Source organism: Methylotenera sp. 1P/1 (genome assembly GCF_000384355.1).
GTDB lineage: Bacteria > Pseudomonadota > Gammaproteobacteria > Burkholderiales > Methylophilaceae > Methylophilus.
This window is the reverse complement of the sequence record NZ_ARWC01000001.1, coordinates 898,457-912,514: the sequence shown is the minus strand read 5'-3', so window position 1 is coordinate 912,514 and position 14,058 is coordinate 898,457. Positions and strand designations below refer to the sequence as shown.

General features: G+C 45.2%; 15 protein-coding genes, 1 tRNA gene and 1 pseudogene. 14 read left to right on the top strand and 3 right to left on the bottom strand.

The window, feature by feature from the left end; translation table 11 throughout:
- The first annotated feature begins 2 nt into the window (after window positions 1-2).
- Window positions 3-1,451 (top strand): NADH-quinone oxidoreductase subunit NuoN, encoded by a 1,449-nt coding sequence (gene nuoN, locus A3Q3_RS0104310; protein WP_020182344.1) that lies wholly within the window; start codon window positions 3-5, stop codon window positions 1,449-1,451.
- Between the two features lie 30 nt (window positions 1,452-1,481).
- Window positions 1,482-1,775 (top strand): DUF2818 family protein, encoded by a 294-nt coding sequence (locus A3Q3_RS0104305; protein WP_020182343.1) that lies wholly within the window; start codon window positions 1,482-1,484, stop codon window positions 1,773-1,775.
- Window positions 1,776-1,900: 125 nt separating this feature from the next.
- On the opposite strand, the gene A3Q3_RS14505 is transcribed toward A3Q3_RS0104305, so the two are convergent.
- A complete protein-coding gene (locus A3Q3_RS14505) occupies window positions 1,901-3,091 on the bottom strand; it encodes a DUF1996 domain-containing protein (protein ID WP_020182342.1) in 1,191 nt (396 codons plus the stop codon).
- Between A3Q3_RS14505 and A3Q3_RS14500 the strand changes: the two genes are divergently transcribed.
- Complete coding sequence (locus A3Q3_RS14500; protein WP_020182341.1) at window positions 3,090-3,713, top strand: hypothetical protein; 624 nt, start codon at window positions 3,090-3,092, stop codon at window positions 3,711-3,713. The two genes, A3Q3_RS14505 and A3Q3_RS14500, sit on opposite strands and share 2 nt — an antisense overlap.
- Here the strand turns inward: A3Q3_RS14500 and A3Q3_RS14650 are convergent.
- Window positions 3,701-3,802: pseudogene (locus A3Q3_RS14650) on the bottom strand (hypothetical protein); the annotation flags it as partial. The gene A3Q3_RS14500 and the pseudogene A3Q3_RS14650 sit on opposite strands and share 13 nt — an antisense overlap.
- A gap of 286 nt (window positions 3,803-4,088) precedes the next feature.
- Here A3Q3_RS14650 and A3Q3_RS0104290 point away from each other — a divergent pair.
- Genes A3Q3_RS0104290 through A3Q3_RS0104270 form a run of 5 tightly spaced genes read left to right on the top strand, consistent with a single transcriptional unit; the run spans window position 4,089 to window position 8,929 of the window.
- Window positions 4,089-5,444 (top strand): oligosaccharide flippase family protein, encoded by a 1,356-nt coding sequence (locus tag A3Q3_RS0104290; protein WP_081623263.1) that lies wholly within the window; start codon window positions 4,089-4,091, stop codon window positions 5,442-5,444.
- 56 nt (window positions 5,445-5,500) lie between these two features.
- Entirely contained in the window at window positions 5,501-6,358 is an 858-nt protein-coding gene (locus A3Q3_RS0104285; RefSeq protein WP_020182339.1) for a neutral zinc metallopeptidase, read from the top strand.
- Complete coding sequence (locus A3Q3_RS0104280; protein WP_020182338.1) at window positions 6,359-6,916, top strand: NUDIX domain-containing protein; 558 nt, start codon at window positions 6,359-6,361, stop codon at window positions 6,914-6,916.
- On the top strand, window positions 6,909-7,727 hold the full coding sequence (locus tag A3Q3_RS0104275; protein ID WP_020182337.1) for an SDR family oxidoreductase: 819 nt from the start codon (window positions 6,909-6,911) through the stop codon (window positions 7,725-7,727). Before A3Q3_RS0104280 ends, A3Q3_RS0104275 begins: the two co-directional genes overlap by 8 nt.
- Before the next feature lie 14 nt (window positions 7,728-7,741).
- Complete coding sequence (locus A3Q3_RS0104270) at window positions 7,742-8,929, top strand: lytic murein transglycosylase (RefSeq protein ID WP_081623262.1); 1,188 nt, start codon at window positions 7,742-7,744, stop codon at window positions 8,927-8,929.
- On the opposite strand, the gene A3Q3_RS0104265 is transcribed toward A3Q3_RS0104270, so the two are convergent.
- The gene (locus A3Q3_RS0104265) at window positions 8,921-9,559 is read right to left on the bottom strand and encodes a 2OG-Fe(II) oxygenase (RefSeq protein ID WP_033425039.1); all 639 of its coding nucleotides are present in this window, start codon (window positions 9,557-9,559) and stop codon (window positions 8,921-8,923) included. The genes A3Q3_RS0104270 and A3Q3_RS0104265 overlap by 9 nt on opposite strands.
- 90 nt (window positions 9,560-9,649) lie before the next feature.
- Here A3Q3_RS0104265 and A3Q3_RS0104260 point away from each other — a divergent pair.
- The 6 genes from A3Q3_RS0104260 (at window position 9,650) to pheS (ending at window position 14,052) form a co-directional block, all read left to right on the top strand.
- A tRNA-Val gene (locus A3Q3_RS0104260) sits at window positions 9,650-9,726 on the top strand.
- A 77-nt stretch (window positions 9,727-9,803) separates the two neighbouring features.
- A complete protein-coding gene (gene thrS / locus A3Q3_RS0104255) occupies window positions 9,804-11,711 on the top strand; it encodes a threonine--tRNA ligase (RefSeq protein WP_020182334.1) in 1,908 nt (635 codons plus the stop codon).
- A gap of 43 nt (window positions 11,712-11,754) precedes the next feature.
- A complete protein-coding gene (gene infC, locus A3Q3_RS0104250) occupies window positions 11,755-12,303 on the top strand; it encodes a translation initiation factor IF-3 (protein ID WP_198288929.1) in 549 nt (182 codons plus the stop codon).
- A gap of 80 nt (window positions 12,304-12,383) precedes the next feature.
- Window positions 12,384-12,581, top strand: a complete 198-nt coding sequence (rpmI, locus tag A3Q3_RS0104245; RefSeq protein WP_019881750.1) for a 50S ribosomal protein L35 — start codon at window positions 12,384-12,386, stop codon at window positions 12,579-12,581.
- A 10-nt stretch (window positions 12,582-12,591) separates the two neighbouring features.
- Window positions 12,592-12,951 (top strand): 50S ribosomal protein L20, encoded by a 360-nt coding sequence (gene rplT, locus A3Q3_RS0104240; RefSeq protein ID WP_020182332.1) that lies wholly within the window; start codon window positions 12,592-12,594, stop codon window positions 12,949-12,951.
- A gap of 114 nt (window positions 12,952-13,065) precedes the next feature.
- The gene (gene pheS / locus A3Q3_RS0104235) at window positions 13,066-14,052 is read left to right on the top strand and encodes a phenylalanine--tRNA ligase subunit alpha (RefSeq protein ID WP_020182331.1); all 987 of its coding nucleotides are present in this window, start codon (window positions 13,066-13,068) and stop codon (window positions 14,050-14,052) included.
- Window positions 14,053-14,058: the final 6 nt, after the last annotated feature.

Sequence of the window (14,058 nt, the reverse complement as noted above, 5' to 3'; positions counted from 1 at the left end):
CGATGGAAAATTTTCAATACGATATTCTCAATGTGCTGCCTGAACTGACCGTGCTGTGCATGGCCATGTTTATTTTGCTGGTCGATTTATTTATTAAACCGCAAAACCGCTTTGTAATTTACGGCTTGGCACAATTTACCTTGTTTGCTGCAGCGGTATTTACGTTTCAAACCCACACATTGGGCGTGAGCTATGCGTTTAGCGGCATGTTTGTGGATGATAGTTTAGGCGATGTGCTCAAACTGATGACGTATCTCGGTAGCTCAATTATGTTGGTGTATACACGCCAATATCAAAAGCAGCGCAATATGTTCCGTGGTGAGTACTACGCCATGGTGCTATTTTCCATGCTGGGCATGATGATCATGATTTCCGGTCAGAATATGCTGACCATTTATATGGGCTTAGAGCTATTGTCTTTATGCTTGTATTCTTTGGTTGCGTTTGATCGAGATAACCCACGCGCCTCTGAAGCTGCCATGAAGTATTTTGTATTGGGTGCGCTCGCTTCCGGCATGCTGCTGTATGGTATGAGTATGATTTACGGCATGACCGGCAGCCTGAATATTTCAGAAATCGCAGTGGAGATATCGAATATTGGGCAACATAATCCTGTGCTGATTATGGGCTTGGTCTTTGTAGTGGCTGGGTTGGCGTTCAAGTTTGGTGCCGTGCCGTTCCAAATGTGGGTGCCAGATGTCTATCAAGGCGCTCCGACCTCTATTACCTTATTAATTGGCTCTGTCCCTAAGTTTGCGGCATTTGCCATCACTATTCGTTTGCTGGCACAGGGCCTGTACCCGTTAGCGGCAGACTGGCAAGACATGTTACTTATCATGGCGTTGCTGTCTATCATCATTGGCAATTTAAGCGCGATAGCACAAACAAATCTGAAACGAATGTTGGCATACTCCACCATCTCACACATTGGCTTCCTGTTGTTCGGATTAATGAGCGCAAATCTCAATGGCTTTGCTTCTAGCCTGTTTTATATCTCAGCGTATGTGTTAATGACATTGGCCGGTTTCGGCATGATCCTGTTGCTGTCTCGTAAAGGATTTGAAGCTGATAAGCTAGATGACCTTAAAGGCTTAAATCAACGCAGCCCTTGGGCCGCCTTTATGATGCTAATCACCATGTTTAGCATGGCAGGGATACCACCCACAATCGGTTTCTATGCAAAGTTTACCGTTCTGCAGGCCGCATGGCAGGCAGGCTTTACTTGGGCAGTGGTGTTGGCCGTATTGATGGCCGTGGTGGGTGCATTTTACTACCTGCGCATCGTCAAGCTGATGTATTTTGATGCGCCAACCGACCTCAGTCCGATTCATGCACCTATCGATATGCAATTTGTATTGGGCATGAATGCGTTGGCATTGTTACTGATTGGATTGTTGCCACAAGTGCTGATGAATCTCTGTGGTTTATCCATCGTCACCAGTTTGCAGTAGCCACTCGCACTTCAAAGCTCTTATACCCTTATGACACAAATCACCATCCTTTTGCTTGCTTTTGTAGCTGCAAACTCACCTTGGTTTACCGATAAAGTCTTTTATCTAGCCCCACTCAAAGCTGGCCATAAGAGTTTGGCGTGGTGTCTACTTGAGCTGCTAGTGCTATATGTTGTGATAGGCGGCATTGCCAAGTATGCTGAGTATAAGACGTACGGGCAGGTGAACCCGCAGGCTTGGGAGTTTTACGCAGTGACATTTAGCCTGTTCCTTGTGTTTGCATTTCCTGGGTTTATTTATAAGATTCTGTGGAAAAAGCGTTAATGTCAGTGTGTAATTAAATGCAGCATGTGTAGCAAAGTAAATGAAGCTTAAAAGTTACCAGCAATAAAAAAGCCATGATTCACATGGCTTTTTTATTTGAATTACAACCTTACACGTTCAGAAACTTAGTCCTGATTCACTCCATATAAAGTTTCACCATCACCTAAGTTTGGACCACCGCAATTTCTAGGGTTGTTCAAGCAGTTCTTCACTACACGGCCAATCGTATTTTCATCCCAACCGTTCATCCAGTCAGCATGTAATGAGTAACCACCAGGATACGCTGTACTATAATTATCACTAGCTAAGCGGTATTTAGCGGCAGCATCCAAGTTGAAGAAGTCTGCATTGATGGTGATGTTCGGAATGGCCACAGGATGGCTAGCCGGACAAGAGTTTGCAGATTTGGTCACTTTGCCTGTCGCGTCTTCGCACTCGTCACCACAAGCATAAGCCATGTGAGATTTGTGGTCTGGACTGTCAAGGTTTTTACCATCCCAGCATTGCGGGAAACTCACAATCAAACGTAACATTTGATTTGCGCCGCCACAAGTGCCTTTGATATGACTACCTTGCCACATAATCCCCCAGTTGGCTGGGTTCATTACTTGGGTTTGGTCTTGGCAGTAGAAACCGCCTTGTGCATCGGCAACTGCTAATGGTTTAGCATTGCCAGCAATCATACGTAGTCCTGCTGGTGGTGCTTTGATATACGCACCGCTTTTATCATCAATAGCCTTGTAATACACCACAACCACGCTTGGTTTTGCTGGTGCGCCATTAGCGGTATTAATCAGGCTAGGCATCCAGTAACCAGAGCGATTCAAAATGCCGCCAGCACAAGTGGTGTTACCAGAGTTATGCAATGTTTCATTCGTGCTGTATGCATTTGCAGCGGTATTGCCAAAGAACGTGTGATGGTGTGTTGCATTCGGCACACCAGGATACACAATCGGGTCATCATTGCTCATATGTGAATATTCGCAACTCATACGGAATGCGCCAGCGTAAGGGAACGATTCAAGTTTTGGAATGGTTGCGGCTTTAAGCATTTTTGTTGAGAAACCAACCGCAGCTTTAGGTGCTAGCGCTGTATTTACTGCAGGCATTAAGTTTTGACCTTTAGGATCAAGTACTTTTTCCAGCAGTTTGTTGTCTACGTAGAAGCAACGATTATAGGCGCTAGATTTCGGGTCACCCATCACAGTTGCATTACAACCGATGCTGCCTGTTACATTTTCTTTGGTCGTCCATTTTGTAGCTACCCCAAACCACACTTTTGCAGTGACCCCTGCAGGGATTGTGCACTGCTCCATGTTGCCATTGCAAAATACTGCAACCTTAGGAGGTGCTAACAGTGTGGTGCTCGTAGTCGTAGAACCACCAGTAGTCGTAGAACCACCAGTAGTCGTAGAACCACCAGTAGTCGTAGAACCACCAGTAGTCGTAGAACCACCAGTAGTAGTCGTAGAGCCGCCAGTAGTCGTAGAACCACCAGTAGTCGTAGAACCACCAGTAGTCGTAGAGCCGCCAGTAGTCGTAGAGCCGCCAGTAGTCGTAGAGCCGCCAGTAGTCGTAGAGCCGCCAGTAGTTGCCTTAGCCTTCCACCCTAACGTAGCTATTGCGACCCCATTAGGTGTTGATGTAGTCGTACTTGAAGCAATTGGTTTGAATGTGCTTGTATTTGTAGACGTAGTCGTACTTGTGGTCGTTGATGGACTGGCCGTCTGTGTAAGGTTTTTACTAACGGTGTTCCATATTATATTCAATCTAATGGGGCTATTATCAATCTTCCCTGCTTTAAGCTCTGCTGGATTTGCACAGAGATTGCCGTCCTTAATAATATTTAACAAAATCTTTTCTGAGCGTTTGTTAGTGATTGCTGCCGGGGGTACATCTGAATACTGCATGACGCCTTTGCTATCGCGCCAACGGTAAACATCTGCTAATAAATTACTGCTAGAACCTAATAATGCAAGCAGAAGCAAGGAGCTGAGCCCTGTTCTGGTGGATTGGGTTATATTCATTTGGGTAACTCCAACTTCTTTAATTCTTACTACTAATGACCCTTGTTTCTTTGAATATATTTTATATGTATGTACGGGAGGTACTATTAATACTATTTTGTTATGATTAACATTCTATATAATGATGCGAATCTGTCAAGACATAAATTGCATTTTTTCTTAAAAAATTGTTACGAAATATTACAAATAATTAATAAGTTACGTTATCTTTCTAATAATCTCAATTAAGTTTCTATCGTTTTGTTAGTCATCCATTTTAACCTGTTGTTTTTTATAAAGTTACCGCATGCAATCGCAATCATTCAAGCATAGAGTTATTCGTTCAAGTCTGTGGATTTTTAGTGGTAACGCGCTCACACAAGTCATCCGGTTCGTCAGTAACTTGATTATGACAAGGTTGTTAGCGCCAGAAATGTTTGGCCTGATGGCGTTGGCAGGCGTGTTTATTTTCGGTTTGAATTTATTGTCTGATATTGGGCTCAGACAAATCTTAATTCAGAACAAGCGTTCAGACGAGCGGTTTGTGAACACTGTGTGGACCATTCAAGTCGTCAGGGGTTGGATGATTTGGTTATTGTCTGTAGTGGTGGCCGTTGTGTTTTACTTGCTTGCTTACGAACAGATGTTGCCAGCCAATAGCGTATATATCGACCCGGCATTTCCTTATATCATTGCCATCATCGGCATTAATTCGGTCATTTCCGGATACGAGTCTACCAAGTTGGTATTTGGTAATCGAAATTTAAACCTCAAAATCAATGTGACGATTTCACTCATTAGCCAAGTCATTGGATTTTTTGCCATGATGATTTGGGCTTACTTTAGGCCGGATGTCTGGGCGTTAGTAGCTGGATCGATCGTTGCAACGCTTTCTCAAACCATCGCGAGCTATCTGATGATTGAAGGCAAAGGCAACCGCTTTTGCTGGGACAAAACGATCATGGATGACATTTTCCACTTTGGGAAATGGATTTTTATATCCTCCATCATGGGTTTTTTGGTGATGAGTAGCGATAAGCTGATGTTAGGCGGCTTAGTAGATGCAGCTTCTTTAGGTTATTTCGCCATTGCTGGATTGTTAGTCGGTGCCGTAGTGCAGTTGATTGGTAGCTTAATTCACTCCGTTGGCTTTCCCGCCTTGAGTGAGACTTTTCGTGACAACCCTAGTGCGTTGAAATCGGTTTTTTATAAATTAAGACTGCCATTTGACTTGATTTTAATGTTTAGTTGCAGCTTTTTGTTTGTGACGGCAGATACGATCGTGACAATTCTTTATGATGATCGCTACCATTCTGTAGGGTGGATATTACAGATCATGGCCATCAGCTTGTTTGAAGTACGTTATCGCTTGGCAGGGGAGTGTTTCTTGGCCATGGGTAAACCAAAGTTACAAAGTAGCCTGATATTCGTCAATTTGGTCTGCCTGTATGTCATGGGCATTAGCATGTACCATTTATATGGGTTTAAAGGTGCGGTATGGGCTATTGCGTGCAGTGCCTTGTCCACCATTCCGTTAATTTTATTCTACCTAAAACGGTTTGGCATTTTGGATTGGAAAAAAGAGCTGATGGTGTTGCCTGTATTGGTGGTGGGCTATGCTGCTGGCTTGGTGGCTAACTATCTCTTCGATAAGCTTTTTTGAGGATGTATACGCGATTAGTTGTATCGTAATAGTGTGAATATATAAGGAGTGTACAAATGCGTTTAGATGACCAACAAGAAAGTGGTAATGTTGAAGATCGGCGTGGCGGTGGCGGTGGCGGTGGTATCGGCGGTAAAGGCATTGGTGTCGGTACGATAGTACTTGCCTTGGTGGCTATGTATTTTGGCGTAGATCCTTCGGTCGTCTTGAATATTGGGCAAGGGTTGCAGCAAACGGAGACATCTGAAGCGCAGCCTATTCCTAAGGATGACCCGATGGCAATCTTTGTGGCCAAAGTATTGGGGAGTACCGAGCAAACGTGGGATAAGGTATTTCAGCAATCTGGCCAGCAATACCCAGCGCCTAAACTGGTTTTGTTTACAGGGCAGACTAGTACTGCCTGTGGTGCAGGGCAGGCGGCAATGGGACCATTTTACTGCCCTGCCGATCAAAAAGTGTATATCGATTTAAGTTTTTATCAAGAAATGAAAAACCGTTTTCATGCGCCAGGCGACTTTGCGCAAGCCTATGTGATTGCGCATGAAGTGGGGCACCATATCCAAAACCTCATGGGCACTTCCGAGCAAGTGCAACGCGCGCGTCAGTCAGCTCGGAGTGAAGCGGAAGCCAATCAATATTCCGTGCGTTTGGAATTGCAGGCAGATTGTTATGCTGGCGTTTGGGCAAATCATGCTGATGGTGAGAACCGTATTTTAGAAGCTGGAGATGTGGAAGAAGCCATGACTGCTGCGGCAGCCATTGGCGATGACGCCTTGCAAAAACAAGCACAAGGCTATGCCGTGCCAGATAGCTTTACCCACGGCACCTCTCAACAGCGTATGCATTGGTTTAATCAAGGTTTGTCTACTGGCGATATGCGCCAATGTGACACGTTTAAAGCGGCATCGATTTAAATGGCGGTGAACAAGGTAAATTTGGAAGAGCACACGATTCGCTCCGAGGTGATTGCCTCGGGTGGTATGCTCACAGTCAAACGCGATCAGGTGCGATTGCCGAACGGGCATCAAAGTCAGCGCGAGTTTGTGCTGCACCCTGGCGCAGTAGTGGTGGTGCCGCTATTAGACAATGGCAATATTATTTTCGAACGGCAATTTCGATACCCGCTACATCAAGTGTTTATTGAGTTGCCGGCGGGTAAAATTGATCCCAATGAAACAATCTTAACGACAGGACAGCGCGAGCTGCTGGAAGAAACCGGTTACACCGCAAACCAATGGGTTAAGCTCGGTTTGCAGCATCCATGTATTGGTTACTCTAATGAAGTGATTCATATGTATTTAGCGCGGGGCCTCACGCTTGGCCAGCATCAGCGCGATATTGATGAGACACTGGAAGTGTTTGAGATGAGTCTGTCGCAGTGTATGCAGATGATTCTGGATGGCGAGATTACCGATGGTAAAACCATCGTGGCTATGTTGTTTGCAGAGAAATATTTAACACAACATGGCTAAGATATTGTTGGTAGGCTGCGGTGACTTGGGCGCTGAAATCGCGGTGCGATTACATGCATCTGGCCACGAAGTGGTTGGTGTGCGTAAAAGTACGCGCACATTGCCATTTGGCATGCATACGATTCAGGCCGATGTGACCGAGCAGGGCACGCTTGCGCCGTTAACTACAGAGGTGATTGTGTATTGTGTAGCTGCCAGTGCGCAAACGAATGAAAACTATCATCGGCACTATGTGCAGGGCTTGCGTAATGTATTGCAATCACAGTCTGGCCCACAATTAAAACATGTATTTTTTGTCTCCAGCACCCGTGTTTACGGGCAGCATGCAGACGCGCTACTAGATGAAGCGACACCAGCGATTGCGACAGACTTTGGTGGTGAGCGACTGTTGGAAGCAGAGCAGCTACTGTCAGCTTTGCCTTGTTCAAGCACGGTATTGCGATTGTCTGGAATTTATGGGCCGGGACGCTTGTATTTGGTCTATCTGGCAAAAGATCAAACAAGATGGCCAGCCGAGAACCAATGGACGAATCGTATTCATCGGGATGATGCAGCAGCGTTTGCAGCTTTTTTGGTTGGGCAAGTGTTAGGTAATCAATCTATACACCCGTTGTACATCGTGACGGATGATTTGCCCGTAGCGCAATATGAAGTCCTGACTTGGTTGGCAACCAACATGGGTGGTAATGTAAAGAATGTGCGTATTCCGCCCGTAACACAAGGTAAGCGCTTATCCAATGAGCGGCTACGAGACACCGGTTTTGTGCTGAGTTATCCAAGCTATCAGCACGGTTATTCAACACTTATTTAACTATACTCTAGTCAATGCGACATCTATTTATCATCACTGTCTTGAGTCTATGTGTAACTGTTGCGCAGGCAGACACACAACAAACTTTTACGGAGTGGCTGCAAGAGCTAAAGGCGGATGCAGTGCGTGAGGGCATCTCTAAAAAAACCGTGGATGCCACTTTTAAGCATGCCAAACTGTTACCACGTGTCATTCAATTGGATCGTTCTCAGCCTGAATTTATCTCTACCTTTTTGGATTATTTAAATCGCCGCGTGAACACAAGTTTGGTTGAGCGCGGACGTTATTTATTGACCCAGCATCAACCGTTATTGGCAGAAGTGGAGTCCAGCTATGGCGTACCTAAGCAAGTGCTCGTTGCGTTTTGGGGCATGGAAACACACTATGGCAAGATGCAAGGTGATTTTGATTTGGCCTCTGCTTTAATGACACTGGCGTATGAAGGGCGGCGTGCAGTATTTTTTCGTAACGAGCTATTCAATTTAATGCGCATAGCCGATGCACGCCATGCGTCAACATCTGCGCGTATTCAAGGTTCGTGGGCTGGCGCGATGGGGCATATGCAGTTTATGCCCTCTACGTTGATTGCACATGGCGTGGACGCGAATCACGATGGTCGCGTGGATATTTGGCAATCGTTACCAGATGCCATGTACTCCGCAGCCAATTATCTGGCCAAAGCGGGGTGGCGTGGTGATGAGCCCATTATGGTGCAAGTAGATCTGCCTGCCGATTTTGATTATCGGTTTGCAAAGCTTAACTACCGCCAGCATGTGGACGCTTGGAAAGCGTTAGGCGTATACGTGCCTGCGCATATTCGTAATCTTGAAAATGCGGCGATCTTATTACCGCAAGGCTGGCGTGGTCCGGCATTGATGGTATTCAGCAATTTTGATGTGGTGATGGACTGGAACCGTTCCGTGAACTATGCGTTGGCAGTTGCCTATTTGTCAGAGCAGTTGGTGGGGGTGGCCGATATAGCGGTGGAGGATGATGTTGAGTTGGGTGCGTTAAGTTTCAACGAAATGTGGGCATTGCAAGGCAAATTGAATGAACTGGGGTTTCCTAGTGGGCCGCCAGATGGTTTCCCCGGTTTGAAAACGCAAGAGGCTATTCGCATGTATCAATCTGCACATGGCTTACCTCAAGATGGCTACGCTAGCCCCAGTTTGTATGTGCGTCTAATCGAGTCATTAAAGTAATTGTGGTTCGCGTGTTCTAAACCAACCAGTTAAGCTTAGGCGTTCACGATGCGCAGGCAGCACTTCATGCCAAAAATCAGCCGATAAAAATAACACCAGTCGCCCGCCAATTGGCAAAATATCTATCCACTCTTCATTATCAAGGTGCAGTCTTAATTCGCCGCCATGCTTAGGCTGCCAGTCTTGATTCAAATATAAGATAGAACTGATTTTGCGGGTGTTGAGCTGTGTAGAACCACCCGCATTAAATTGATCAAGATGCTTTTGGTACACAGCGCCAACTGGATAAATGGCCAAATGCGTTTCTAATGACGCCAATCCTATAAATAGCTGTTGGTTGAGCAGCTGTTTTAAATGCTGCATATGCACAAAATATTGCTGAATGGCAATATCTGGGCTATTTTCATCTAACCAACAAATATGGTCGCCTCTGATATGTTGGCGTGTTTCCGCTTGTTTTCCTGTGCGTGCATGCGCCATTTCTTGATTGCACAGCTTAGTTCGAGCTACTTCTGCTAACGCAAAAATGGTGTGCGCAGGTAGATAATCGTCAATAACGACATAGCCTTGTTCTGCTAATGTAGTGACAATCTTGTCGTCATCTGTCGTTGAAAGTATTTTCGTCTGCATTGCAAAATTATAGCAGGCTGGGTTTGCGCCAACGTGCATAATCGGCTAGAATTCGCACCTCTTAAGCAATTAAGAATTTAGTCTAGTATTAGGCGGTTAGCTCAGTTGGTTAGAGCGCTTGGTCGACATCCAAGAGGTCAGCAGTTCGAATCTGCTACTGCCTACCAAATTAACTTATAAAAGCCGTTATAATTAACGGCTTTTATTGTTTTTGCTTTTTATTCAGATAGATTTCGGACGTGTTATGCCTAATATTCGATTGCCAGATGGTTCTGTAAGACAGTTTGATCAGCCTGTAACGGTCGCTGAAGTCGCCATGAATATTGGTGCGGGTTTGGCCAAAGCAGCACTCGCTGGCAAAGTGGGTGAGAAAGTAGTCGATACCAGCTATCTGATTGAGCAAGATGTTGATTTGGCCATCATTACAGACAAAAATCCTGAAGGCTTGGAAGTCATTCGGCACTCAACTGCGCATTTATTGGCTTACGCAGTTAAAGAGCTGTTTCCAGATGCGCAAGTGACGATTGGGCCGGTGATTGACAATGGCTTCTATTATGATTTCAGCTATAAGCGTCCGTTTACGCCGGAAGACTTAGTGGCAATCGAAAAGAAAATGGTAGAGCTGGCGAAAAAAGACGAGCCAGTCACACGTAAAGTGCTGCCGCGTGACGAGGCCGTTGCCTACTTTAAATCGATTGGTGAGCATTACAAAGCAGAGATTATTGCTTCTATCCCTGCGGGTGAAGATGTCTCCTTATATTCTGAAGGTGGCTTTACCGATTTATGCCGCGGCCCGCATGTGCCCAATACTGGTAAGTTAAAAGCGTTTAAGCTGATGAAGTTGGCCGGCGCCTATTGGCGTGGTGATAGCAATAACGAAATGCTGCAACGTGTGTACGGCACAGCTTGGCGCAACAAGGAAGAGTTGGATGCGTACCTGTTCCAATTGGAGGAAGCAGAAAAGCGCGATCACCGTAAACTCGGTAAGCAACTCGATTACTTTCATATGCAAGACGATGCGCCAGGCATGGTGTTCTGGCATCCGCGTGGCTGGAGTATTTGGCAGGAAGTCGAACAATACATGCGTGACATGTTTCGTAGTCATGACTACCAAGAGGTGCGTACGCCTACTGTGATGGATCGCACCCTGTGGGAAAAGTCCGGTCACTGGCAGAATTACCGCGACAATATGTTTGTGACGTCATCAGAAAGTCGCGATTATGCGGTCAAGCCGATGAACTGCCCTGGCCATATTCAAATTTTTAATAGCAGCTTACATAGCTATCGTGATTTGCCTTTGCGCTTGGCAGAGTTTGGTTCATGTCACCGTAATGAGCCATCAGGTTCGTTACATGGCTTGATGCGCGTGCGTGGTTTTACACAAGATGATGCGCACATTTTCTGTACCGAAGAGCAAGTGGAATCTGAGGTCGCGAGCTTTATCAAAATGCTATATCAGGTGTATAACGATTTTGGTTTTAAAGATGTGTTGGTCAAGTTATCTACGCGTCCCGAAAAACGCATCGGTACCGATGAAGAGTGGGATAGGGCAGAAACTTCGCTTGCTAATGCACTTAAAATCAATGGCTTGGAGTTTGAATATCAGCCAGGCGAGGGTGCCTTCTACGGTCCAAAAATCGAATTTACACTGAAAGACTCGCTGGGTCGCCTGTGGCAATGCGGCACGATTCAATTAGACCCGAACTTACCAGAGCGTTTAGGCGCTGAGTACGTGGCGGAAGACAATACACGCAAGCGCCCAATTATGTTACACCGCGCAATTGTTGGCTCTATGGAGCGTTTCTTAGGTATCTTGATCGAAAACTATGCGGGTGCAATGCCAACTTGGTTGGCGCCAGTGCAGGCCATGGTACTCAATATTTCAGATGGTCAAGCCGATTATATTCGCCAAGTAGTTGAAATCTTAAAGAAAAATGGCATTCGATGCGATTTTGACTTGAGAAATGAGAAGATTACCTATAAAATACGCGAACATAGTTTGCAAAAGATGCCTTACTTGCTTGTAGCGGGTGAGCGTGAAATGCAAAATGGTCATGTAGCCGTGAGAACCAGAAAAGGTGAAGACTTGGGTTCAATGTCTCTGGAAGCGTTTATTGAACGCATCAAGACAGAGATAGCAGCCAAGGTTTAAATTGTCTGGAACACGGCTTAATTTATTTGTTTAGGGGATAGTTATAGCTCAGGATAAAGAAACGCGCATTAACGGTGATATTACAGCGCCCGAAATACGTTTGATTGGTGTGGATGGTGAACCACTTGGTATTGTGAGCTTGAGAGAAGCTTTTGCCAAGGCAGAAGAGGCGGATATTGATTTGGTTGAAATTGCACCGAACGCTTCGCCACCTGTATGTAGGTTGATGGATTACGGCAAGTTTAAATATGCCGAAAGCAAACGCCAGCATGAGCAAAAACTAAAGCAAAAACAAGTACAAATTAAAGAAGTGAAGTTTCGTCCAGGTACTGACGATGGTGACTACAACATCAAAGTACGTAATATTATCCGCTTTTTGGGTGAGGGCGATAAAGCAAAGATTACATTGCGTTTTAGAGGCCGCGAGATTACGCACCAAGAGTTTGGTCTGGCGCTATTAAAACGTGTTGAGGCAGATTTACAGGAGCATGCGGTAGTAGAGCAGTTTCCGAAAATGGAAGGCCGTCAAATGGTGATGGTATTGGCTCCGGCGAAAAAATTACCTGTAAAAAAATCGGATAAAGCCGAATAAGTAACAAACAAGTTTTTTATGAGTGATACGGCGAAAAGGCATGCCCAAGCACTCTTTATTCAACTCTCAAGGAGAAAAAAATGCCAAAGATGAAAACCAAGAGCAGCGCCAAAAAGCGCTTTAAGTTCTTAGGGAACGGTAAAGTAAAACGTACTCACTCCCACCTACGTCATATTTTGACGAAAAAAACGACGAAGCAAAAACGTAAATTACGTGGCACTTCTATCATCTCAGCAACTGACGTCAAACGCGTTCGCGCAATGATGCCAACACAATAAGGAGACTGATATGCCTAGAGTAAAACGTGGTGTCATCGCTCGCGCAAGACATAAAAAAGTATTAAAAGCAGCCAAAGGCTATCGTGGCCGTCGTAAAAACGTATACCGTATTGCTAAGCAAGCGGTAATGAAAGCTGGTCAATACGCTTACCGTGACCGTCGTCAGAAAAAACGTCAATTCCGTACATTGTGGATTGCGCGTATCAACGCAGGTGCACGTGAGTTAGGTTTAACTTACAGCCGCTTCATGAATGGCTTGAAAAAGGCTTCTATTGAGGTGGATCGTAAAGTGCTGGCTGACTTAGCTGTATTTGATAAGGCTGCATTTGCAAAGTTTGTTGAATTGGCAAAAACTGGTTTAAGCGCCTAAACAAACCAATTAAAAAAAGAGGCTGCGGCCTCTTTTTTTATTCATGCAAAGATTAAGTGCTTTAGCATGAATTTTTTTGACCGATAAATTTTTTGATTGAGTGCAAACGCAAACATGTCAGATTTAAATCATCTAATCGCAGAAGCGCAAACAGATTTTATTGCATGTGATGCATTACCTGCGCTTGAGAATGCAAAAGCAAAATACTTAGGTAAAACAGGGTTGCTCACAGATGCGCTCAAGGGCCTAGGAAAATTGAGCGCTGAAGAGCGTCCAGCGGCTGGGGCTGCAATCAATGTAATCAAACAAGCCATTGAACAAGCGCTGAATGCACGTAGAGAAGCGATTCTTGAAGCTGCGCAAGCGCAACAATTGGCCAGTGAGTCATTGGACATTACCTTGCCGGCACGTACACAATCGCGTGGTGGATTGCATCCAGTTACCTTAACGTTACAACGTATTGAGCAGTTGTTTCATTCCATTGGGTTTGATGTCGCAAATGGTCCGGAAATCGAAACTGACTTTTACAACTTTACCGCACTGAATATTCCGGAAAATCATCCTGCGCGGGCCATGCACGACACTTTTTATGTGGATGAATCGCATGTATTGCGTACGCACACATCACCCGTGCAAGTACATTACATGCAAAACAAACAGCCTCCGTTGAAAATCATTGCGCCGGGACGTGTATATCGTGTGGATTCCGATGCTACGCACTCACCGATGTTTCACCAAGTAGAAGGCTTGTGGGTGGATGAGCATATTAGTTTTGCCAATTTAAAAGGTGTGGTGCAGGATTTCCTGCAAAAATTCTTTGAGCGCGATGATTTGACCGTGCGTTTCAGGCCTTCTTTTTTCCCATTCACAGAACCTTCTGCGGAGATGGACATGAGTTGGAATGGCGGCTGGTTGGAAATTGGCGGCTGTGGCATGGTGCACCCGGAAGTATTCAAGCATGTGAATATTGATAGTGAGCAATACCGTGGCTTTGCATTTGGCTTAGGCGTAGAACGCTTAGCTATGCTGCGTTACGGTGTCAACGATCTGCGCCACTTTTTTAACAACGATTTGCGCTTTTTGCAGCAATTTATTAAGTAAAGTTTC